General features: G+C 41.9%; 23 protein-coding genes. 9 read left to right on the top strand and 14 right to left on the bottom strand.

Annotated elements, in window-relative coordinates; translation table 11 throughout:
* The first annotated feature begins 18 nt into the window (after positions 1-18).
* The 3 genes from FMM05_RS06460 to FMM05_RS06450 all read left to right on the top strand — a co-directional run bounded on the left by FMM05_RS06460 (position 19) and on the right by FMM05_RS06450 (position 2,531).
* Positions 19-717: a DUF1003 domain-containing protein gene (locus FMM05_RS06460; protein WP_143372524.1), complete on the top strand. Its 699-nt coding sequence runs from the start codon at positions 19-21 to the stop codon at positions 715-717.
* A gap of 97 nt (positions 718-814) precedes the next feature.
* Entirely contained in the window at positions 815-1,693 is an 879-nt protein-coding gene (locus FMM05_RS06455; protein ID WP_143372523.1) for an SDR family NAD(P)-dependent oxidoreductase, read from the top strand.
* Positions 1,694-1,733: 40 nt separating this feature from the next.
* Positions 1,734-2,531, top strand: coding sequence for an AraC family transcriptional regulator (locus tag FMM05_RS06450; protein ID WP_143372522.1), 798 nt, complete (start codon positions 1,734-1,736; stop codon positions 2,529-2,531).
* Here FMM05_RS06450 and FMM05_RS06445 read toward each other — a convergent pair.
* Together FMM05_RS06445 and fumC are read right to left on the bottom strand one after the other, a co-directional pair.
* Positions 2,524-3,021, bottom strand: coding sequence for a GNAT family N-acetyltransferase (locus tag FMM05_RS06445; RefSeq protein WP_143372521.1), 498 nt, complete (start codon positions 3,019-3,021; stop codon positions 2,524-2,526). The two genes, FMM05_RS06450 and FMM05_RS06445, sit on opposite strands and share 8 nt — an antisense overlap.
* 239 nt (positions 3,022-3,260) lie before the next feature.
* Positions 3,261-4,658, bottom strand: coding sequence for a class II fumarate hydratase (fumC, locus tag FMM05_RS06440; RefSeq protein WP_143372520.1), 1,398 nt, complete (start codon positions 4,656-4,658; stop codon positions 3,261-3,263).
* A gap of 215 nt (positions 4,659-4,873) precedes the next feature.
* Between fumC and FMM05_RS20950 the strand changes: the two genes are divergently transcribed.
* Complete coding sequence (locus tag FMM05_RS20950) at positions 4,874-5,041, top strand: hypothetical protein (protein WP_185965522.1); 168 nt, start codon at positions 4,874-4,876, stop codon at positions 5,039-5,041.
* Between the two features lie 95 nt (positions 5,042-5,136).
* Here FMM05_RS20950 and FMM05_RS06435 read toward each other — a convergent pair whose 3' ends face one another.
* The 4 genes from FMM05_RS06435 to xth form a co-directional block, all read right to left on the bottom strand.
* On the bottom strand, positions 5,137-5,790 hold the full coding sequence (locus FMM05_RS06435; RefSeq protein WP_143372519.1) for a hypothetical protein: 654 nt from the start codon (positions 5,788-5,790) through the stop codon (positions 5,137-5,139).
* Between the two features lie 112 nt (positions 5,791-5,902).
* Positions 5,903-6,073: a hypothetical protein gene (locus tag FMM05_RS20945; RefSeq protein ID WP_185965521.1), complete on the bottom strand. Its 171-nt coding sequence runs from the start codon at positions 6,071-6,073 to the stop codon at positions 5,903-5,905.
* Positions 6,074-6,141: 68 nt separating this feature from the next.
* Complete coding sequence (locus tag FMM05_RS06430; RefSeq protein ID WP_143372518.1) at positions 6,142-7,017, bottom strand: bestrophin family protein; 876 nt, start codon at positions 7,015-7,017, stop codon at positions 6,142-6,144.
* Positions 7,018-7,206: 189 nt separating this feature from the next.
* Positions 7,207-7,977 (bottom strand): exodeoxyribonuclease III, encoded by a 771-nt coding sequence (gene xth / locus FMM05_RS06425; protein ID WP_143372517.1) that lies wholly within the window; start codon positions 7,975-7,977, stop codon positions 7,207-7,209.
* Positions 7,978-8,153: 176 nt separating this feature from the next.
* Here xth and FMM05_RS06420 point away from each other — a divergent pair, with 176 nt between their 5' ends.
* Positions 8,154-8,513, top strand: a complete 360-nt coding sequence (locus FMM05_RS06420) for a hypothetical protein (protein WP_143372516.1) — start codon at positions 8,154-8,156, stop codon at positions 8,511-8,513.
* A 101-nt stretch (positions 8,514-8,614) separates the two neighbouring features.
* Here FMM05_RS06420 and FMM05_RS06415 read toward each other — a convergent pair whose 3' ends face one another.
* Entirely contained in the window at positions 8,615-9,334 is a 720-nt protein-coding gene (locus tag FMM05_RS06415; protein WP_143372515.1) for a hypothetical protein, read from the bottom strand.
* A gap of 215 nt (positions 9,335-9,549) precedes the next feature.
* The gene (gene recG, locus FMM05_RS06410; protein ID WP_143372514.1) at positions 9,550-11,649 is read right to left on the bottom strand and encodes an ATP-dependent DNA helicase RecG; all 2,100 of its coding nucleotides are present in this window, start codon (positions 11,647-11,649) and stop codon (positions 9,550-9,552) included.
* A 217-nt stretch (positions 11,650-11,866) separates the two neighbouring features.
* Between recG and FMM05_RS06405 the strand changes: the two genes are divergently transcribed.
* Both FMM05_RS06405 and FMM05_RS06400 read left to right on the top strand, forming a co-directional pair.
* Complete coding sequence (locus tag FMM05_RS06405; RefSeq protein WP_143372513.1) at positions 11,867-12,556, top strand: hypothetical protein; 690 nt, start codon at positions 11,867-11,869, stop codon at positions 12,554-12,556.
* Between the two features lie 15 nt (positions 12,557-12,571).
* Complete coding sequence (locus FMM05_RS06400) at positions 12,572-13,057, top strand: hypothetical protein (protein WP_143372512.1); 486 nt, start codon at positions 12,572-12,574, stop codon at positions 13,055-13,057.
* 52 nt (positions 13,058-13,109) lie between these two features.
* Here FMM05_RS06400 and FMM05_RS06395 read toward each other — a convergent pair whose 3' ends face one another.
* A complete protein-coding gene (locus FMM05_RS06395) occupies positions 13,110-14,552 on the bottom strand; it encodes an FAD-dependent oxidoreductase (RefSeq protein WP_143372511.1) in 1,443 nt (480 codons plus the stop codon).
* Positions 14,553-14,632: 80 nt separating this feature from the next.
* Positions 14,633-15,610 (bottom strand): LptM family lipoprotein, encoded by a 978-nt coding sequence (locus tag FMM05_RS06390; RefSeq protein ID WP_143372510.1) that lies wholly within the window; start codon positions 15,608-15,610, stop codon positions 14,633-14,635.
* Between the two features lie 110 nt (positions 15,611-15,720).
* Here FMM05_RS06390 and FMM05_RS06385 point away from each other — a divergent pair, with 110 nt between their 5' ends.
* Positions 15,721-16,863 (top strand): cysteine desulfurase family protein, encoded by a 1,143-nt coding sequence (locus FMM05_RS06385; RefSeq protein ID WP_143372509.1) that lies wholly within the window; start codon positions 15,721-15,723, stop codon positions 16,861-16,863.
* 32 nt (positions 16,864-16,895) lie between these two features.
* Here the strand turns inward: FMM05_RS06385 and FMM05_RS06380 are convergent, their stop codons facing one another.
* The 4 genes from FMM05_RS06380 to lpdA form a co-directional block, all read right to left on the bottom strand.
* The gene (locus FMM05_RS06380) at positions 16,896-17,180 is read right to left on the bottom strand and encodes a hypothetical protein (RefSeq protein WP_221932250.1); all 285 of its coding nucleotides are present in this window, start codon (positions 17,178-17,180) and stop codon (positions 16,896-16,898) included.
* Between the two features lie 87 nt (positions 17,181-17,267).
* Positions 17,268-17,744 (bottom strand): hypothetical protein, encoded by a 477-nt coding sequence (locus FMM05_RS06375; protein ID WP_143372508.1) that lies wholly within the window; start codon positions 17,742-17,744, stop codon positions 17,268-17,270.
* Positions 17,745-17,756: 12 nt separating this feature from the next.
* Positions 17,757-18,140 carry a carboxypeptidase-like regulatory domain-containing protein gene (locus FMM05_RS06370; RefSeq protein WP_143372507.1) on the bottom strand — a complete coding sequence of 128 codons (384 nt, stop codon included), beginning with the start codon at positions 18,138-18,140 and terminating at the stop codon, positions 17,757-17,759.
* A gap of 132 nt (positions 18,141-18,272) precedes the next feature.
* Positions 18,273-19,661 (bottom strand): dihydrolipoyl dehydrogenase, encoded by a 1,389-nt coding sequence (lpdA, locus tag FMM05_RS06365; RefSeq protein ID WP_143372506.1) that lies wholly within the window; start codon positions 19,659-19,661, stop codon positions 18,273-18,275.
* 140 nt (positions 19,662-19,801) lie between these two features.
* Between lpdA and FMM05_RS06360 the strand changes: the two genes are divergently transcribed.
* Positions 19,802-20,392, top strand: a complete 591-nt coding sequence (locus tag FMM05_RS06360) for a hypothetical protein (RefSeq protein WP_143372505.1) — start codon at positions 19,802-19,804, stop codon at positions 20,390-20,392.
* Positions 20,393-20,394 lie beyond the last annotated feature (2 nt).

Below are 20,394 nucleotides of genomic sequence, written 5' to 3'. Positions count from 1 at the left end.
TTGAATACAATAGATTAAATGAAATTTACGAGTGATATTTCGGGAAAAGAATTCCCACAGCGCGAAAAGGTGGATGCCAGCCTGGTACGCAAACCTATAGTTGACGTCATTAAAAAAGACCATCCGGATTTTGATGATACCTGCAGCCTGGCAATGACCGAACTTAACGAGTACCGCGAAAAATATATAGCCGACTTTTTGCAGCAGGAACTGGGCCAGCTGGATGAGATGGAAACCAAGGTGGTTCAGGCGCTTAAGGATAAGACACTAATATCGGACAATCCTGATGACGATGATGACTTGGCTAACGCTACCTTTGGGCAACGTGTAGCCGATAAGGTTGCCTCTTTTGGTGGCAGCTGGACGTTCATTATCATCTTTGTCACCTTTTTATTGGGTTGGATAGCCGTTAATATTTTGTTGCTGGCTAATAAGGGCTGGGATCCGTATCCTTTTATCTTGCTCAATCTTATACTATCGTGCGTAGCGGCGTTACAGGCTCCCGTGATTATGATGAGCCAGAACCGCCAGGGCGAAAAAGACCGCGACAAAGCTCAAAACGATTATATGGTGAATTTAAAGTCGGAACTGGAGATACGCATGCTCCATGAAAAGATAGACCACCTTATACTACACCAGGAGCAATCGCTTATCGAAATTCAGAAAGTTCAGGTAGATATGATGAACGATATTTTATCCCGTCTCGAAAAAAAATAAACCTGAACGTTACAACAAAGTAAGTTTGAACGTTCCAACAAAATGCCTACCTCTGTATTACCCGAACTTTGTACTATAATAGTAAAACAATTATATTATGCAAAAAGTTTGGTTTATAACAGGAAGTTCAAGAGGATTGGGCCGCAGCCTTACGGTAGCGGTATTAGAATCGGGAGATAAAGTGGCCGCTACGGCGCGTAACATTAGCCAGTTAGATGATTTAGCAGCAAAATACGGCGATAGGCTGCTGCCGGTACAACTTGATGTTACCGATTATGCACGTGTGCATGATGCCGTTGCCGAAACAGTTGCCCATTTTGGTAAGATTGATGTATTGGTTAATAATGCCGGCTTTGGTATAACCGGAGCCGCAGAGGCTTACACTGATGAGCAGGTGCGCAGCCAGCTGGAAACTAACCTGTATGCGGTTATAGAAGTTACCCGTGCCGTTTTGCCTTACATGCGTAAACAAAAAAGCGGTAGGATCTTACAGGTAAGCTCAATTGGCGGCAGGATGGGTACCGCAGGCGTAAGTATATACCAGGCGGCTAAATTTGGCGTAAGCGGGTTTACAGAGTCGCTTGCGCAGGAGGTTAAAGAGTTGGGTATCTGGGTAACATCGGTAGAGCCGGGAGGTTTCAGGACCGACTGGGCCGGTGATAGCATGACCTACGCTCCTACAATAGAAGAATACAGCCTGGTAAACAGCAGGGCAGATTTCTTTAAAGGCGGGACTTTTGTAGCCGTAGGCGACCCTGATAAAGCAGCGCAGGTAATGGTAAACCTGACTGCACATCCTAACCCGCCGGTGCATTTAGTGCTGGGTAGTGAAGCTATAAAAATGCTTGGGAATATGGACGATTTAAGGGCAAAAGAAAAAGAAGAATGGCTCCCGGTAAGCCTTAGTACTGATCATGTGGACAATGCAGGCGACTTTTTTAATTCTGAGTTTACAAAGTCTTATTTAAACCGATAATCATGGCACGGGCACCCCAGTGCCTGTGTTTTTTATACTTATGGGAAACATATTTAGAAATAGCGGTGTTATCTATTCCTGTTATACTACAATTAGCAGGGAGAGCGAAAACTTTATCCCTGAGCATATTTTTACGTATATAGAATCTGGCAGCCTGCAAATTAATGTTGGGCATACCGTGTATATCCTTAAAGCGGGCGATTTTGCTTTTTATGTAAAGAACAGGCTGGCAAAGTTTATCAAACAACCTGTAGAGCAGGGTAGCGAATACAAATCGCTTTCGGTAATGCTTGATACGCAAACGTTGTTAAAACTAAAAGAGAATTATAAATATACCGATGAAAAATCTCAATTTCAGTCGGTTATTGGCCTTGAGCCAAACCCGCTGTATAAAAGCTATGCCGAATCGCTTATAGCCTACATTAATACCGAAGATAAGCCCAGCGAAAAACTGCTGGACATAAAAGTACAGGAAATTGCACTTTTACTTTTAGAAACACAGCCACAACTGGCTAACGTTTTGTTCGACTTTAACGATCCTGGTAAAATTGACCTGAAAACCTTTATGGTTCGCAACTTTCATTTTAATGTCGACTTAAACCGGTTTGCCTACCTTACGGGTAGGAGCCTTAGCACGTTTAAACGCGATTTTGAGAAGATTTTCAGCACTACGCCTAACAAATGGCTGCAACAAAAACGCCTGGAGGAAGCCCGTTCTCTTATTGAGAAAGGCAAAAAACCATCGGATGTGTATTTAGAGGTAGGTTTTGAAAACCTGTCGCATTTTTCGTTTGCTTTTAAAAAGGCGTTTGGCGTTGCGCCCTCGCAGCTTACTTAAGTATAAGCTGCATAAATTGCAAATCCAGCCAACGGTCAAATTTATAACCCGACTGCCTTAAGATTCCGCCATCTGTAAAACCAAACTTTTTATGGAAGGCAATGCTGCCTGCGTTATCAGCATCTATGCAGCCCACCATGCAGTGCAGGCCTTGCTGCTTGGCAAGAGAAATTAACTCTGCTAATAATATGTTGCCAATACCTTTACCTGTGTGCGAGGGCTCTACATATACCGAATGCTCTACTGTATATTTATAACCTTCCTTTACCCTAAAAGTACCGTAGCTTGCGTAGCCTACAAGAACATCATCCTTTTCGGCAACAATAACCGGCAAGTTGGCAGCCTGTTTATCGGCAAACCATTGCTGCATATCGGGCAGTGTTTTTGTGCTGTAATCATATACGGCGGTACTGTTTAAGATATTAAAATTCATAATATCTAAAATAGCAGGCAGGTGCTGGGTAGTGGCGGGTTTTACTATAATATTCATAGTACAAAGATAATTTTTATTTTAGCCACGAATTACACAAATTTTCACCAATCTAATTAGTTTCAAAATTTGTGAAATTGGTGTAATTCGTGGCAAAGAAAAAAAGAATTATATGCCGCTACTCCGAAGCTCATAAAAAATGCCGAAAATATTTTACTATAAATATGGCACTCCTCCGGAGTTAAAAAAAACCTGCACAATTACTCGTGCAGGCCTCTGTTATAATTTTTGGGTAGGAACTATTTTAAAGAACCCACCATATCTTCGGGTTTAACCCATGCATCAAAATCTTCCGGGGTTACATAGCCTAAACGTACCGCCTCATCTTTAAGGGTAGTTCCGTTTTTGTGGGCTGTCTGGGCAATTTCGGCAGCTTTGTAATAGCCAATTTTGGTGTTAAGCGCCGTTACAAGCATTAAAGAGTTGTCTACCAATTCTTTAATACGGGTGTAGTTAGGCTCAATACCCTGTGCGCAATGCTCATCAAAAGATATACATGCATCGCCCAATAAACGTGCCGACTTTAAGAAGTTGGCCGCCATAACCGGTTTAAACACGTTAAGCTCGTAATGGCCCTGCATACCGCCTACGCTAATGGCAACGTCGTTGCCCATAACCTGCGCGCAAACCATAGTAAGCGCTTCACATTGTGTAGGGTTAACTTTACCCGGCATAATAGACGATCCCGGCTCATTTTCAGGTATGATGATCTCTCCAATACCAGAACGCGGACCCGAAGCCAGCATACGCACATCGTTAGCAATTTTATTTAGAGAAACTGCAAGTTGTTTAAGCGCACCGTGTGCCTCTACAATAGCATCGTGAGAGGCAAGTGCCTCAAATTTATTGGGAGCCGTTACAAATGGCAATCCTGTAAATTTAGCAATGTATTCGGCTACCTTAACATCATAACCATCAGGCGTGTTAAGTCCGGTACCCACGGCAGTTCCGCCAAGGGCAAGTTCAGATAAATGCGCCAGTGTATTTTTAACCGCTTTAATGCCATAAGTAAGCTGCGCCACGTAGCCGGAAAGCTCCTGCCCAAGGGTTAGGGGAGTAGCATCCATAAGGTGGGTACGGCCTATTTTTACCACATTCATAAACTCTTCCGATTTTGCCTTAAGCGTATCTCTAAGTTTTTCTACACCCGGTATAGTAACCTCTACCACAGCTTTGTAAGCAGCAATGTGCATACCGGTAGGGTAGGTATCGTTAGATGATTGCGATTTGTTAACATCATCGTTAGCTTTAAGAACCGGTTCGCCTTCGCCTATTTTAAAGCCGGCAATTACCTGGGCGCGGTTAGCCACCACCTCGTTAACGTTCATGTTACTTTGTGTGCCCGACCCTGTTTGCCAGATAACTAAAGGGAACTGGTCGTCCAGTTTGCCTTGTAATATCTCTTCGCACACCTGTGCAATGGCATCGCGTTTTTCTACGCTAAGCACACCCAGGTCGTGATTGGCATAAGCAGCGGCTTTTTTAAGGTATGCGAAGCCCTCTATAATTTCTTTAGGCATAGAGCCTACAGGGCCAATTTTAAAGTTATTGCGGGAACGCTCGGTTTGTGCACCCCAGTATTTCTCTGCAGGTACTTTAACTTCACCCATGGTGTCTTTTTCAATCCTGTACTCCATTTTTTAAAATGTTTATGGTTGTAATGTTTATTAAGGTTAACAGCCCCGTAAAAGCCTGGCTGTGTGCAGGCAGTTTTTAAAGCCAGCCAAAAATAAGCATAAATGAAGGGTAAAGAAAATGATTTCGTATTTAATTTTGTATGAATTTTAGCGTATACCCGTTGCTTAAATAAAATATTCACACTATATTTGGTGCATTAAAAATAAACACAGACATGGAATTTTCTCAATACTTAGGCTTTTTAGCTTTTTTAACGATCATCTCAATAGGTTTTTGGTTAATGATGTTTTTAGTACCGTTTGTAATGTACTGGGTAACCGGAGGCGCTATAGAGCTTATTAAAGAAAAAAGGACAGAGAAAAAGCTTGCTAATAAAGAGTAATTTCTTTACCATATAAAATAACAAAGCCCCTGAATTTCAGGGGCTTTGTTATTTTATATGGACTGCTGTAGATATCTGTAAAAAAGATAATATAATTATTCTTTAATAACCATTACAGTAGCTTTAAAGCCTGTGGCGAGGTTCCATTGGTTATTAGAAATGAGGCCCTGCTTATCGTCATATACCCTGAACTCAGCCGTATTTGGGCCAGATGTACCCTGATTAAGTGCCTCAAAATCAACTTTATTAAAACCCGGATCTAAGGTTATCTGAATACCTTTAAAGCTGTTGATGAGGGTGACTTCGGCAATAACTACCCTGTCGTTAACCATGACTTTGATGCGGTCGCCATCTTCGGCACCAAAATCGCGTGCCATAACCTGTATGTATTGTGATTTAGTACGTACTTCTCCAAAACTCTGATTACCCCTATATGCTTCATTCGATTCGCCTTCAGGCTTAACAGCCGCTCTCTCAGCAAATTCGCTACTTCGGTTTACGTATTTCTCTTCCTGAAACATACTAAATTCGCTTTTCTTTTCACCTACACTAAATTTAGGGAGGTTAAAGTCGCTTTTTTCCTTTGGCTTAGCTGAAAAAGGGCTATCCGGACTCACAGTTGTGGTAGAAGGCGTAATGGTTGTATTAGCCTTTGCCTTGGGTATAGCTATGCCACCCGAATGCGTATCTACCTGAGCGTAAGTGCTAAGCGACAATAAAAACAACGATATAAGAAAAATTTTCTTCATGTAATCCTGTAAGATAAAAACAAAGTAACAAAAATTCTGCCAGTATTTACAAGAACTGTAGTATTTGTGAGGTTAATAACGTTTTTAAAGCGGTTAAATTGCAGAGGATCGTTTATTTATGCCTGCCTGTACGGCTTTGTTCAGCATCCCAATCGGTGGTGCTGTCGTTGCGGTCGCGGTCGTCTTTGCGTGTAACGTTACCGTCTTTGTCTATGTAAATGTTATTATTAACGTTGTCATCGGCGCTGGTGGTGCCTTCTGATGGTTTTTTATCGGTACTCATAATTTTTTTTTACACGTAAAATTATTGATTTTGAAGCCTAATGTTGTTAATTTGATATTAATTAATGTTTATTGAAGCAGTTCTTCAACATTTCTTTTAATGTTTTCTGATATCTTCTCTAGCGGAAGGTCGTTAGCATCGGTGCCAAAAGGGTCTTCAATTTCCTCGGCTATAAGCTCCAGGCTTGCAAGTACATAAAATATAAAAACCACCACAGGGACTACAAAATATCCCAACTGAAACACATATCCAAAAGGCAGTGTCATCACATAAAAGAAAATGAATTTCTTGATGAAGGCACTGTAAGAATAGGGTATTGGAGTGTTCTTGATACGCTCGCAGGCGCCGCAGATATCGGTAAGGCTAAGTACCTCTGCGTTGAGTATAATTAATTGGTCGCCAGTTAGTTTGCCACCAATGTATAGGTCGTTTACCCTGCCCGTAATGGCCTTGGCTACCATGTTTGGCTTATGGTTGTAATGGGCGGGTGAGAGGGTAGCATCATCAAAGAGTTCATGGCTAATGTCGGCGTTCTTTAGGTGCAGGTTAAGCACTGAAGCATACGTGGGTATCATCCTCTTAAAGAAGTCTTTATCTTCTTTATCTTCTTTATCTTTAAGCATTACAGCAAGCTTTATGGCCAGGTTTCGGCTGTTGTTAACGAGCGAGCCCCACATGCGGCGGCCCTCCCACCAGCGGTCGTAAGCGGTGTTGGTGCGAAAAACCAGCAACAGCGATATTACAAACCCCAGCATGGTATGCATAACCGTAGTGTTTTTAATGTGGCTGGTATCGGCCAGTTGCCAGTACTCAATTTCCAGGAAAGCAACCACCGCAGAATACACGCCAATTCCCGCCATTAAAGGGATTAGCTTCCTGAACGTATCGCCTTTATGGAACCTGAAAATAAACGAAAACCACTCTTTGGGATTATACGATAGCATTTTTTTTCGCGTTGTTGGGAAGGCTAATTTACAAAATTTATCCCGACCAAAAACAGGGGTTTATTAGGCTAAAATCTTGCACAAGTACAGTTGCCGAAGCGCGAGGGTTAACTTTATTTTAAAAAATATTGCCGCGCTTCTACAGGCTCAGCATAACAATATTGTTGTTTATTGTTTAAGAATTACATGCTACTCCCCAACTTCAATCCATACCGGGGCGTGGTCGCTGGTTTTTTCCCAGCCGCGCACTTCGCGGTCTACCCCTGCGGCGGTAAGGCGTGAGGCAAGTTTGGGCGAGAGTAGAAAATGATCTATGCGCAGCCCGGCGTTGCGGCCGTATGCGTTCCTAAAATAATCCCAAAAAGTGTAAATCGTTTCGGTAGGGTACAGCTTTCGTATAGCATCCGTCCACCCCTGGGCTACAAGGTTATGAAAAGCCTCCCGCACTTCGGGCCTAAAAAGGGCATCGTTTACCCAGCGTTGGGGCTTATAAACGTCCAGTTCGGTTGGCATAACATTATAATCGCCCACCATAACCACGGGTATGTTAAACTCCAGCAGTTGTGCCGCACGGGCGGTAAGCCTGGCAAACCATTTCAGCTTGTATTCCAGCTTGGGGCCGGGCGCAGGGTTGCCGTTGGGCAGGTACAGGCAGCACACCAGTATGTTGTTAACCATGGCTTCTATGTACCGGCTTTGTACATCATCAGGGTCGCCGGGCAGGCCGCGGCCCACCTCTTCAATATCATATTTAGACAGGATGGCAACGCCATTCCATTGCTTTTGTCCGTGCCAAATGGCATTATATCCCGCGGCGTTTATTGCCTCTATGGGAAATTTTTCCTGCGGAGCCTTTAGTTCCTGCAGACAAACAACATCAGGTTTGGCTTCTGCCAGCCATCTAAGCAGCACATTCAGCCTGCCGTTTACACCATTTACATTATAGGTTGCTATTTTCATAATGTTAAATTACATAGATAATCTTAAACTTAATGTTATAAAAATTATATTTCTTCTAATAAATAAGACGTTACAAATTATTAATAGTGTATCACTTGTTAAAATTTTCTTAATGTTATAATTTCTTAAAACTCGTAATCCTATATTCACGTAAATATTTACAAATCGAATATTATATGAAACACCATTACTTTATTGTTTTAGAATTGCCAGGGGAAAGCAATCTAAAAATTACAGAAGGGCAGGAAGTACCAAGATCTTTTTGGGAAAATGCAGCAACAACTGTGGGCAATGGCAATGCAAAAATTATTTGTACGCGCCAGGACACAGGGGTATCTGAAGATCTGCGGAAACACGTAACAAAGGTTAAACAATTTACCACTTACATATTGGTAAGTTTGCGCCTTAACCGAAAGGTATCTAAAAAAAACAGAACTCTTAACAGGCAGTTGTCGCAATGTATTAGCGATACCGCAACCGGGCTCGTGTTAGAAAATGATACTAATTTTAGCCTCTATACTATTGAGGCTGCTTAAGCAAAACAACACACACCTTACAAAATAGCATACACCAACTTTACTATTACTAAATAAAAAATGCTGCACCATGTGCAGCATTTTCTGTATGTATTACATAATTACAGCTTTTTACCGGCCTTATCTATTATTTTCTGAATCCTTTTATCAAGATCTTCCATAAGCTCGGTTAAAGCGCTCTGGCACATTGGCAATATCTTTTCAGCCTTCATAACCGGTACACCGCCCACCATAACACCGGTTTTTTTAGAGTTGGCATGCTCGTTAATGGTAAATACCTTATCGCCTTTTTTGTTGTACACCACAATATTGGTATAAGCCTGCATTTTAGTGGTTGCAGTGCCGCCGACGCCAAAACCTTTGTTAAGTGCAAACTTTACGTAAACAAACATAATACCGTCTACATCATTAAATATCTTTTCCATGCCCTCTTCATTCTTCTTGCCATTGTTATGGTCAAGGGGCTTGTAGCCCTCTATAACCTCAAAACTGCTGGCAGTATAACCGGCAGTATATTCGGGCATAAAGCTTTGGTAAGCGGCATTACCTGTTACAGTAGCTTCGGGTACTAAATCAAAAGGGAATTTTTTAGCGTATTCATTAAAAAATTTATCGTGGTATTCTTTTAATAACGGCTGAAGGTTAAACGTAGGGTCGTTCATCAGGTCGGCAGCAACCGTTACGGCATCAAGGCCGACATCGGCAAGGTCTACCTGCTTCTCAGCATAAAAAGTAACCACGGCTACTTTTTTTCTTTGGGCAAAACCAGGTAAAGCAACCGCAACCATAGCAACAACAAGAAGCATCTTTAGCTTTTTCATAAGTAATTGTTTTTAAATATCTTAAAAGGATTATTGTGCGGCAAAGAAAGCAAAATCCCGCACACGGCAAACAATCATTTTAAATTATTTTTAAAATTAACATGCTTATTTTGAGAATTATACAGTTTACCGATAAAAGCGCGTAACTCATCCCGATAGTTATTGATAATCTTTAAGCGTTACGACTTTATGACTTTTGACATTACGACTTTCGACTAACTAATATAATTCCAGATGTTCTTTTTCTTGGTCATTTCTATATAAGCATGCCTAAGGGCAGCATGCTCCGGCCGCGCCATAGGCGCGTCATCCTTAAGGAGTTTAATGGCTTGTTCGCGCGCAATTAAAAGTATTTCTTTATCTTTAACAATATCGGCAATTTGCAGGTTAAGTACGCCGCTTTGCTGCTTGCCCATAATATCGCCGGGGCCGCGCAGTTTAAGGTCTACCTCGGCAATTTCAAAGCCATCGTTAGTGCGCACCATAGTTTCCATACGCAGTTTGCTGTCGTTGCTAAGTTTTTGGCCCGTCATTAAAATACAGTAAGACTGGTCGGCACCCCGGCCCACACGACCCCTGAGCTGGTGCAATTGCGAAAGCCCAAAACGCTCGGCACTTTCTATAACCATAACGCTGGCATTGGGTACGTTAACGCCTACCTCTATAACCGTAGTGGCTACCATAATATTGGTTTTACCTGCCGAAAACCGCGCCATTTCGCTGTCCTTGTCGGCGGGCTTCATTTGCCCGTGAACAATGCTAACGCTGTATTGCGGCAGCGGAAAATCACGCGAAATACTCTCATAGCCGTCCATAAGGTCTTTGTAATCCATTTTTTCGCTTTCCTGTATCAATGGGTATACGATATAGATCTGTCTGCCTTTGGCAATTTCATCTTTAAGGAATTTCCACACCTTTAAGCGGTTGCTGTCGAACCTATGAACCGTTTGGATAGGCTTACGCCCCGGCGGAAGCTCATCGATTACCGACACGTCCAGGTCGCCATACAGGCTCATGGCCAGCGTACGCGGAATAGGGGTGGCTGTCATGACCAACACGTGCGGCGGAATCTCGTTTTTTTGCCAAAGTTTGCTGCGCTGCTCTACGCCAAAGCGGTGCTGCTCATCGATTATTGCCAGCCCTAAATTTTTGAATTGTACTTTATCTTCTAACAAGGCATGGGTGCCGATGATGATGTGCAGGCTGCCATCCTCTAATGCTTCATGAATAATGCGGCGTTCGGATGTTTTGGTAGAGCCTGTAAGTATTTTTATATTGATGCCCAGTGGGGCGGCAAGTTCGCTCAACCCGATAAAATGTTGGTTTGCCAAGATCTCGGTAGGGGCCATTAGGCATGCCTGAAAGCCGTTATCCAGTGCCAACAGCATACTCATGAGCGCCACAATGGTTTTACCCGAACCCACATCGCCCTGCAGCAGGCGGTTCATTTGGGCAGCCTGGCCCATGTCGTTACGTATTTCTTTAAGCACGCGTTTTTGCGCGCCTGTCAGGTCAAACGGAAGGTGGTTGTTGTAAAACGTAGTAAAATACTCGCCCACGTTACCAAAAGGATGCCCTTTTATTTTGTGCTTGCGTACCAGATTTTTTGTAATAAGCTGTAGCTGAATAAAGAACAGCTCCTCAAACTTTAACCTGAATTGCGCCTTTGCCAGCAACTCCTGACTTTTAGGAAAGTGTATGTTAAACAACGCTGCATTTTTAGGTATCAGCTGCAACTCATTTATAATAGATGCAGGGAGGCTGTCGGTAAACAGGGCCTGTGTCTCGGTAAAGAGCTGCTGCATCATTTTGTTAACCACTTTGTTGGTAATGCCGCGCTGCGTAAGCTTCTCGGTGCTTGGGTAAATGGGCTGCATTGCGCTGCGCAGGCTGGCCTCGTGTTCGGCAAGGGGCTCCATTTCGGGGTGCGCCATGTTAAACAGTCCATTAAAGGCGGTTGCCTTACCAAATATCACATAAGGCACGTTAAGCTTAAGGTTTTCCCGTATCCATTTCTGCCCCTGAAACCACACCAGTTCCATCTCGCCCGTACCATCGGTAAAAGTGGCCACCAGGCGGGTGCGCTTGTCGCCAACGGTTTTAATATTGATAACCTTGCCCACCACCTGAACCTCTGCACCGCTATTCGTCAGCTCGTTAATGCGGTAATAGCGGGTACGGTCTATATATCGGTTAGGAAAAAGGTTTAGCAAATCGGCATATTTAAAAATGCCCAACTCTTTCCGGAGCTGCTCACCGCGCGCCGGACCCACACCTTTTAGGTATTCTATGGGGGTTTCGAGAAGGTTGTTCATTAACTTATCCTTTAAGAGTAATCAAGACCGCCTGCTCTATAGGCAGGCGGTCTTATGCGCAAAGATAAGGTATTACTGAAAAGTTTTAAATATGGATTTTGATAATGGTTGCTAAGTCCAAAAAAATCCAATTTTTAGAACGCATGGCTTTAACATTTAGGAATGTAGCCTAAATAATAATATATTATAATTGATTATTTTTATCCGAAAAATTGCAATGGATTTTCAGACGGATTTACAAAGATTACTATGGCATGAGTTCGGTCATTTATGTATTGATATCATTCAAATTGAATATTATAATAACTATGAGTTCGAAAGTTTTTTTGCAAATTTTCATTCTAATGCAATTTCTACATTCAAGTGGGGTGGTGGTGTTAAAATTATTCCTTCAGTAAAATTTACAGACATGGTTAATGATATACAATTGACTTCATTTTGTCTCATCAGTACAATTTCGGGATGTGTATTTCAAACAATTTTTTTAAAAGATATTGGTGTAGATGTAAACTTTAATGATTGTTTTTGTTTGAATGCAAAATGTTCAGGTTATCAGGATAGTATGTCATTTTATCAAATTAATTCTCAATTCAGATTAAAGCATGGGTATTCAATTAATTATATAAATTTTATTGAAAAAGAATTGCAAGTTTTATATGCTGATATCATTAATAAAAATAAAGTTTTTTTAAATCATCTGAATAATATATCTTTAAAATATAGAGACATAATTCTAAATGATTATAAGGCAAAAGGTAATCCTAATAGATATGAATTTAATTTTTCACAAGAAAGAATTAATGTTTTAGTGAAAGAAATAACTGAAATCATAAATGACACATCATTTTATGGTGAAATAATCACTATGAAAGATTTAATAATACAGAAAATTACTTTTAAAAGTTAAAATACTAAGCCAAGTATGAAATACTTATTCCTTTTCTTTATATCTACAGCACTTTTTGCACAGAAAAAAAAGAATTTAGACTCTTTACCGGCTTTAGAAAAATTAATTATTTACAACTATACTCCGCGGCCAAACCACGGCTATATTTTAACCTTCTATAAAAAGTCATCAATTCCAAAAGTTCTAAAAAAAGCACTAAAAAAGAGGTATAGCAATTTTAGAATTGCAAACCCCGGTAAAAAATTTAGGGAAACTGATGTTGTGAGCAATGCTCATTTACCTCCGAGACAATTATTATTTACAGTTCGCAATGCTAACTATTGCAGCGTGGTGTACAGACAGGGCGGAAGGTCTTTAGGAACTTATTTCGCATTTTCTGAAATTATAGATAATAAAGTTACATTACTTCATGTATATTACTTATCAGGTCCTACAATTAACACCTATGATGATTTTGTAAATGCCATTAGGCAAGGTAATTTTTCAGAGTTAAGCTTTTAAAATCAGTAGAAACCATAATTTTAAATTCTATAGTTTGAAATCGGCAATATGCCTACTTCCCACACCTGCCCCTTGGCGAATTACTTTCATGCAGCACAATTTCTGAATGAAGGAACTGTGCCGCAGCCGCCGAATCTTTTACTTTAACAGCACTGCGCTCTAACATAGCTGCTTCAAATTCGGTCAGTACAGTGGCTCTTAGCCCGTTTTCTTTCCATTGCGGGGTTCTGCATTCTTTAGAGATAGCGCGTGCCAGTGCAATGGCATCCAGCAGCGCCTGGTTGGCTCCCTGGCCTTTAAACGGACTCATGGGGTGGGCGGCATCGCCTATTAAGGTGGCACTACCGGCGTTTGCCAGTAAATTTGCCGTGAGCATTTCCCTGTCGTACACCGGGTAACCGGATATATTAGCCTGTGGCGTGGCAGCCATTATCTGTGGGATAGGGTGGTGCCATTGGGTTCTTTTACACGCCTCTTCTTTAAGGGCTTGTTGCCCCAAAGCACTTAGCGCCTTAGCATCCTCTTCGGACATGGGGAAACTGAGTTGCCACATTATAGCATCGGCCGTATAGGGCATCATATAAATACGCTCGTTGCCGTTTGCGGTTTGAAATACCGTGGCGGAATCCAATAGCGGACTTTCGATACCCTTAAGCGCGCTTAACGGGCAAATACCCAGTATAACAATGCAGTCGAGGTAGCGCAACGGTGCAGCGTCTTCACCTATAAGGAGCCTCCTTACCGAACTACGGATGCCATCTGCTCCAACAACAAGGTCGGCTTTAGCATTTACTACTTCGCCATTTACACTAAAGCTAAGCTGAATGCCGCCGCCATCAACCGCTTTATAATCAGTTAGCTGATGGTTCCATAGTATCTTGTCGTGCCCGCCCAACTGCTTCAACAGAGCCGCCCGCAATGCCTGCCGCGCAATATGTATGTTAGACCGTTTGGCGGGGCCTTTAGCCTCCTCCTGTATCCATTTACGGTTGCCCCATTCGCCAATAATAGTCCCATCGGTAGTATGAACCACATGCCTTGTAGAAACCACACCATCGTTTAAAGTAAAAATGCCCAGGCCTTGTATTGCTTTACTGGCTTGTTGCAAGGTTAGCCCGTAGCCCTGCGAACGGGCATTAAAATTGCTATCGCGCTCGTAAAGGGTAAAGGGTATGCCACGGTGCAGGCAGGCCACAGCTAGTGCTACACCGCCAATGCCGCCACCAATAATGGCAACGTGCGGATAATTTTCGTTATAAGGTAGCGTGTTAGAGGTGGTTGTTACAAGCCCCGATCCGCCGCAATTAGGGCAGACATAAGAAGAGCCTTTAGGCCGCACGGGAGCTGTACCTTCGGCATTTGATTTTTCAAACAGATCGAGCGCTATCTGGTAGTTAAGCCGCACTTTTTTGCTGAGTTTACGGCGTTTTGTGCCTACACCTTTGCATTCATCGCAAACAGTCCATTTTACAGCTTCATTTTCTAATTTTTCCACAACTCTTTGTTAGCCTGTTTATAACCAAAAGCCTGAAAATTAGCAGTAATTTTCAGGCTTTTGTATATTTATATATTTGGTTATTGCGCTACCGAATATTGCCCAAAGTAATACACACCCGGTTCGGTAGTATTGTCATCCGGTTGAAAATTCTCTAAGCTACCCGTTGCCTGGTTGTAAAATATGGCATTTACTAAATAAATGTCGTAATTATAAAAACCGCCGCTTAGGGTAGTAACAATCCTTATGGTGCCATCCTGTGCCTGCCAGCGTTGCGTTTGCTCCGGCGCATCTATACTCGGGTTGCATATACGCGTGTTTTGCGGGTTGTTTGGGTTGGCAATAGTACCGCTAAATACCCTTAGGTTAATATCGTAAATGTCAAGATTATCTTCAATATTAATTGTAGCTGTACCTACGGTTGTAGAAAATGCTGCTGACGGAAACTCTAATACTAATGCTTCATCTGCTTTTGCAGTAAATACCCTGCCGTCGCAGTTTTGGGTTTGCACAGGGTTGCCCGTATCCTCATCTTCAAAATCAAAATCAAAGCCGCGGGTAGTGGTTACGCTTCCAAATGCATTATCCTGTATGCGTATCTCTTCGCCGTCTTTAGTAAAAGTAACATCAGTAAGCCTAATGGTATGCTGAAAGCTCACAACACCGCCACTGGTTATCCGGGTTGTTAAAACCGATATGGTTCCCTGGCCTTCCCATTGGTCAATTACAACAGGGGTAGAGGGGGCAAACTGGGTACATATAACATCGTTGGCTACTTCGCCGCTGTAATTCCTGTAGGTAATGCTGTTTGTAGAGCCGCTAAAGGTAACTACGCGTGGTGTGCCGTTGGTTTCTACATTGGGCAGGAGGGTGTTACGGTCAAATTGCAGGATTAAAACCTCGGTGCCTACAATTTTATAAAGCACATCATCGCCGCAGGCCGTAGGGTTTTGGTCGTTATCAAAATCGAATGTTTTAAAGCTCATTTCGCCATCATCACAGCCCGAAAGGGTGCTTAATGCTATAATGGCAAGTACAAAGCCAAAAATCTTTTTCATAAGTGCATAATTTTAAACAAAAATACTATTTTTTAGTTGGTTCATGAAAGCTTTTGCCACAGCGCGCCCAAAAATAGTTTGGCAATACATTTTTGAGTAATTTTGCCTCAATGAAAAAAGCTTATTTAGACAACGCCTCTACCACAGCTATGCACCCCGATGTTATCGCGGCAATGGTGCAGGTTATGGCCGATGTATACGGTAACCCATCGAGCACGCACAGCTATGGCCGAAGCGCAAAAGTAGTGCTGGAAACGTCACGCAAAACCATTGCCCACCTTATAAACGCCGAAGCACGCGAAATTATTTTCACGTCGGGCGGTACAGAGTCTAATAATCTTGTAATTCGTGGTGCGGTTAGAGATTTAGGCGTGCAGCGCATTATTACCAGCAGGGTAGAGCACCATTCGGTTTTAAACAGCGTGCCCGAAGTTGCAGCCGAATTTGGCATTAATGTAACCTATCTTGACCTGTTACCCGGAGGCCAGCCCGATCTTACACAGCTTGAAGCCCTGCTTGCCGAAAATATCCCTACACTGGTAAGCCTTATCCATGTTAATAACGAAACGGGGGTGGTTTTAGACTTGCTAAAAACAGGTAGCTTATGCCGACAGTACAAGGCGCTTTTTCATACCGATACAGTACAATCTATAGGTAAAACGGAGTTTGACCTTCAAAACCTTCCGGTAGATTTTTTAGTGGCAAGCGCCCATAAATTTCACGGGCCTAAGGGTGTCGGGTTTATTTATATAAGAAAAAATATCGGCTTAAAGCCGATGATTTATGGCGGTGAACAGGAAAAAGGCCTGCGTGGCGGTACCGAAGCGATCCACCAGATTGCCGGTATGGCAAAGGCTTTAGAATTATCGTACCAAAACCTTGAAACTGAGAGGGAGCACATATCAGCCATTAAAAGCTATTTGTTAGAGCAACTGAGCATACACTTTACCGGATTTAAAGTAAATGGTTTACCCGAAGATGGTAACGGCAGCGAACTTTTTTACAATATAACCAACGTTTTACTGCCTTTGCCGGAAGATAAAACCGCCATGATATTGTTTCACCTTGATATGCAGGGCATCGCAGTATCGCGCGGGAGTGCCTGCCAGAGCGGGAGCATTAAGCCATCGCACGTGTTGAAAGAAATTTTACCCGAAGCCGATATTAAAAAACCGTCGCTTCGTATATCGTTCAGCCATTACAATACTAATGAAGATATCGATCTGCTTATTGCGGCTTTAAAGACTGTGTAGCGTAAAAGATCACCAGGAATGGTGATCTTTTACTATTTCTTTTTCTTTGATTTAGATTTCTTCTTACCGCCTTTTTTGCCGGATTTTTTACCTGCTTTTTTCTTGGCAGTTTTCTTTTTACCCGACTTCTTTTTCTTCTTCTTGCCCCAGTTGTCCTGCATTTTGTCGTAGGCTTTGTCGGATATTTTCGACTTTTTCTTAGAACGCGCTTTACCCTTGCGCTTGCGGGCGTTTATATTATTTACAAGCGAGTTTTTTACCCCCAGCTTGTTCTTTTTCTTGCTGCCTTTTTTAGCTTTTTTCTTTAGTTTACTCATAATGCTTTGGTTTTGTAAAACTAAAGTTACGCTAAAGTTATGGGCAACGTATGCGCTATAACATTAATATGGGAAGTGTTTAGTGATTTAATTACTCAAAACCAGTTCAGCAGCAATGGTAGTGATCTCAATTTTAGTATCGGCCCAATTGCCGGATGAATACCCGTATATAGCTGGGGCTTTATTATCGTATACCATACCAATGGCAGGCTCATAGGCAATTCTCTTTTCTATTTTGCCGGGCTTGTTAACATCGGCTTTAAAATTAAATTTGTGTACGTTCTTACCAATTATAAGCCATTCAAAAACAACATACAAGCCCTCCTTTGGCATTGCAATGTTAAGTTTAGAAAGGTCGGCTTCGGTAATGCCTGCACCTTTTTTTGCAGTGCATAAAATATTCTGGCTGTATAAAACAGCTCCGGGTTTCCCTTCGGCATCAGGCGTGTATAGCCTTATGTTTAAAACAGCATTGCGTATTTCGTTTCGTGTGGCAAAACGTATGGTTTTTAAATAGGGTGTTTTCTCATATGAATCTTCATATTTAAACAGCTTGGCTATCATCCAGGGGCGTTCTCAACAGGCAAAATAGCGGTATATATCAGCTTGGCTAAACTTGCCGGTGCATGCCTCTATATTATTTTTTTTGCCAATAACCACTTCCTGAAGCTCTATTGCAGCCGGCGACAGCAATATATACTGTGGCAGGTTTAAGGCACTAACCTGAAGCGTTTCGTATCCAATGGCAGATAAGACCAGCATAGCATCATCGGCAAGGGCAGGGAGGTTAAAGCTGCCGTTTTCATTTGCAGTAGTTCCAATGTTTTTACCATCAACCCAAATGTTTACATAGGGTACAGGCTGATTAGTGGTTTTGTCTTTAATTATGGCCGATGTTTGCGCAAAGAGGCTATTGCAGCACATAAATAAGATTACAAAGTATTGTAGCGTTAATTTCATTTATGGTACTTGGTTGGTTATTACCATAACGAAAATGTAGGATTTTTATTTGTGAATTACCTATATAAAAAAATCCGCCCAAATTGCTTGGACGGATCTGTATGTTTGAGTCAGAATCTAAATTCTGAAATCTTAGATGTGAATCACTTCATCATAAGCGGCAGCAGCAGCTTCCATAATGGCCTCGCTCATGGTAGGGTGAGGGTGAACCGACTTAATGATCTCGTGGCCGGTAGTCTCTAACCTGCGGGCAACAACAGCCTCGGCAATCATATCGGTAACGCCGGCGCCAATCATGTGGCAGCCTAACCATTCGCCGTATTTAGCATCAAAGATAACTTTTACAAAACCATCAGAATTACCCGATGCTTTTGCTTTACCCGATGCACTGAAAGGGAATTTACCCACTTTAATTTCGTAACCTTTTTCTTTAGCAGCTTTCTCAGTAAGGCCTACCGAAGCAATTTCCGGAGTAGCATACGTACAGCCCGGTATGTTACCGTAATCAAGCGGCTCTACATGAAGGCCTGCAAGTTTTTCTACACAAAGGATACCCTCGGCCGAAGCAACGTGTGCAAGCGCCTGGCCCGGAACCACATCGCCAATAGCGTAGTAACCCGGTATGTTCGTTTGGTAGTACGAATTTACAAGTATCTTATCCCTGTCGGTAGCGATACCCACTTCTTCCAATCCAATATTTTCGATGTTCGATTTGATACCCACAGCAGAAAGAACGATATCAGCTTCGATGATCTCTTCGCCTTTAGCCGTTTTAACGGTAGCTTTAACGCCATTGCCGCTGGTGTCAACTTTTTCAACCGAAGCATTGGTCATAACCGTAATACCCGATTTTTTAAGCGAACGCTCAAATTGTTTCGAGATATCTTCGTCTTCTACCGGTACCACGTTAGGCATAAACTCAACAATAGTTACCTGCGTACCCATAGAGTTGTAAAAATGTGCAAACTCTACGCCAATAGCGCCTGAGCCTACAACGATCATACTTTTAGGCTGTTCCGGCAACACCATAGCCTGGCGGTAGCCAATTACTTTTTTACCGTCCTGTGGCAGGTTAGGCAGCTCGCGTGAGCGTGCACCTGTAGCAATAATAATGTTATCGGCGCTAAGTTCGGTTACGTTACCGTCTTTATCGGTTACGTCCATTTTTTTGCCCGGCTTAACTTTACCGGTACCAAAAATAACCTCGATCTTATTTTTTTTCATAAGAAACTGAACACCTTTGCTCATACCCTCGGCAACGCCACGGCTACGGGCAATTACAGCGCCAAAATCCTTATCAAACTCGTTTATTGTTAATCCGTAATCAGATGCATGTTTAAGGTAATCAAAAACCTGGGCACTTTTTAAAAGCGCTTTAGTAGGGATGCAACCCCAGTTAAGGCATATGCCGCCAAGGCTTTCTTTTTCTACAATGGCTACTTTAAAACCTAATTGAGAAGCCCTTATGGCTGTTACATAACCGCCCGGGCCACTGCCTAAAACAATAATATCGTATTTCATTAGTATATAATTTGCTTTAATATTTGAGTGTACGAAAATAAGGATTTATTTAGAATTAGGGAAATGTTTTCGGCACATGCACGTTGATAAATTATAATAATTTAATTTTAATATCTTTGTTAACCCCTAAGCAAATATATATGGCTATATTAGATATATTTAATAACGAAATTGTAGAATTTGTAAATTTTCCAAATGATCAGGTGTTTTCTATAGAGTTTGGGGCTGGTCGGGGCTGCTTTGGTAAAAAGTTTCTGCCGGCATGTTATTTGACTGATGCCGTTAATAACAATTTACCGCATTTTAGAGAACTTGAAGAATATAGTGAAAATTCTCAATGTCATTACCTAGATTCTATGTACGATTTTATTAATTCTGAGGATTTAGGCAGGACATTTACCAAATTAATTTTCTGTAATCCCTATGATTTTGGAGTAGGGGGATATGGGGAAACAAAACAGTTTCTTTCAAGAGCTGGACAGCTTTTAGATGTCGGAGGTGAAATATTAATGATTGGTGGTGTAAAAAATAGATGGGTAAAACATAAAAATGCTGTAACTTTCTACGAAGAATTAATTGCTCATAATAATCTCTCCTACGAATTTCAGATATCTCAGCCAATTGTTCTAGATGAAAATCATGAATATAGACAGAATCACGTATTTACATTATGCGATATTAATGTGGAAATTAAACCTACACAAATGTACAAAATCACTAAAGTCGCTTAATT

The sequence above is a fragment of the Flavobacterium zepuense genome (genome assembly GCF_007097145.1).
GTDB classification, from domain to species: Bacteria; Bacteroidota; Bacteroidia; order Flavobacteriales; family Flavobacteriaceae; genus Flavobacterium; species Flavobacterium zepuense.
The sequence above is the reverse complement of the archived record's forward strand: the minus strand, read 5'-3'. Positions and strand labels throughout refer to the sequence as shown.

Bases quoted from the DNA above. Each gene is read 5' to 3' on its own strand.
- fumC (WP_143372520.1), bottom strand. From the start codon at position 4,658: ATGGAGTACAGGATTGAAAAAGACACCATGGGTGAAGTTAAAGTACCT.
- FMM05_RS06420 (WP_143372516.1), top strand. From the start codon at position 8,154: ATGAAACACCATTACTTTATTGTTTTAGAATTGCCAGGGGAAAGCAAT.
- FMM05_RS06445 (WP_143372521.1), bottom strand. From the start codon at position 3,021: ATGAATATTATAGTAAAACCCGCCACTACCCAGCACCTGCCTGCTATT.
- FMM05_RS06370 (WP_143372507.1), bottom strand. From the start codon at position 18,140: ATGAAATTAACGCTACAATACTTTGTAATCTTATTTATGTGCTGCAAT.
- FMM05_RS06460 (WP_143372524.1), top strand. From the start codon at position 19: ATGAAATTTACGAGTGATATTTCGGGAAAAGAATTCCCACAGCGCGAA.
- FMM05_RS20945 (WP_185965521.1), bottom strand. From the start codon at position 6,073: ATGAGTACCGATAAAAAACCATCAGAAGGCACCACCAGCGCCGATGAC.
- FMM05_RS06385 (WP_143372509.1), top strand. From the start codon at position 15,721: ATGAAAAAAGCTTATTTAGACAACGCCTCTACCACAGCTATGCACCCC.
- FMM05_RS20950 (WP_185965522.1), top strand. From the start codon at position 4,874: ATGGAATTTTCTCAATACTTAGGCTTTTTAGCTTTTTTAACGATCATC.
- FMM05_RS06375 (WP_143372508.1), bottom strand. From the start codon at position 17,744: ATGATAGCCAAGCTGTTTAAATATGAAGATTCATATGAGAAAACACCC.
- FMM05_RS06400 (WP_143372512.1), top strand. From the start codon at position 12,572: ATGAAATACTTATTCCTTTTCTTTATATCTACAGCACTTTTTGCACAG.
- FMM05_RS06405 (WP_143372513.1), top strand. From the start codon at position 11,867: ATGGATTTTCAGACGGATTTACAAAGATTACTATGGCATGAGTTCGGT.
- recG (WP_143372514.1), bottom strand. From the start codon at position 11,649: ATGAACAACCTTCTCGAAACCCCCATAGAATACCTAAAAGGTGTGGGT.
- FMM05_RS06415 (WP_143372515.1), bottom strand. From the start codon at position 9,334: ATGAAAAAGCTAAAGATGCTTCTTGTTGTTGCTATGGTTGCGGTTGCT.
- lpdA (WP_143372506.1), bottom strand. From the start codon at position 19,661: ATGAAATACGATATTATTGTTTTAGGCAGTGGCCCGGGCGGTTATGTA.
- xth (WP_143372517.1), bottom strand. From the start codon at position 7,977: ATGAAAATAGCAACCTATAATGTAAATGGTGTAAACGGCAGGCTGAAT.
- FMM05_RS06430 (WP_143372518.1), bottom strand. From the start codon at position 7,017: ATGCTATCGTATAATCCCAAAGAGTGGTTTTCGTTTATTTTCAGGTTC.
- FMM05_RS06390 (WP_143372510.1), bottom strand. From the start codon at position 15,610: ATGAAAAAGATTTTTGGCTTTGTACTTGCCATTATAGCATTAAGCACC.
- FMM05_RS06380 (WP_221932250.1), bottom strand. From the start codon at position 17,180: ATGAGTAAACTAAAGAAAAAAGCTAAAAAAGGCAGCAAGAAAAAGAAC.
- FMM05_RS06360 (WP_143372505.1), top strand. From the start codon at position 19,802: ATGGCTATATTAGATATATTTAATAACGAAATTGTAGAATTTGTAAAT.
- FMM05_RS06455 (WP_143372523.1), top strand. From the start codon at position 815: ATGCAAAAAGTTTGGTTTATAACAGGAAGTTCAAGAGGATTGGGCCGC.
- FMM05_RS06435 (WP_143372519.1), bottom strand. From the start codon at position 5,790: ATGAAGAAAATTTTTCTTATATCGTTGTTTTTATTGTCGCTTAGCACT.
- FMM05_RS06450 (WP_143372522.1), top strand. From the start codon at position 1,734: ATGGGAAACATATTTAGAAATAGCGGTGTTATCTATTCCTGTTATACT.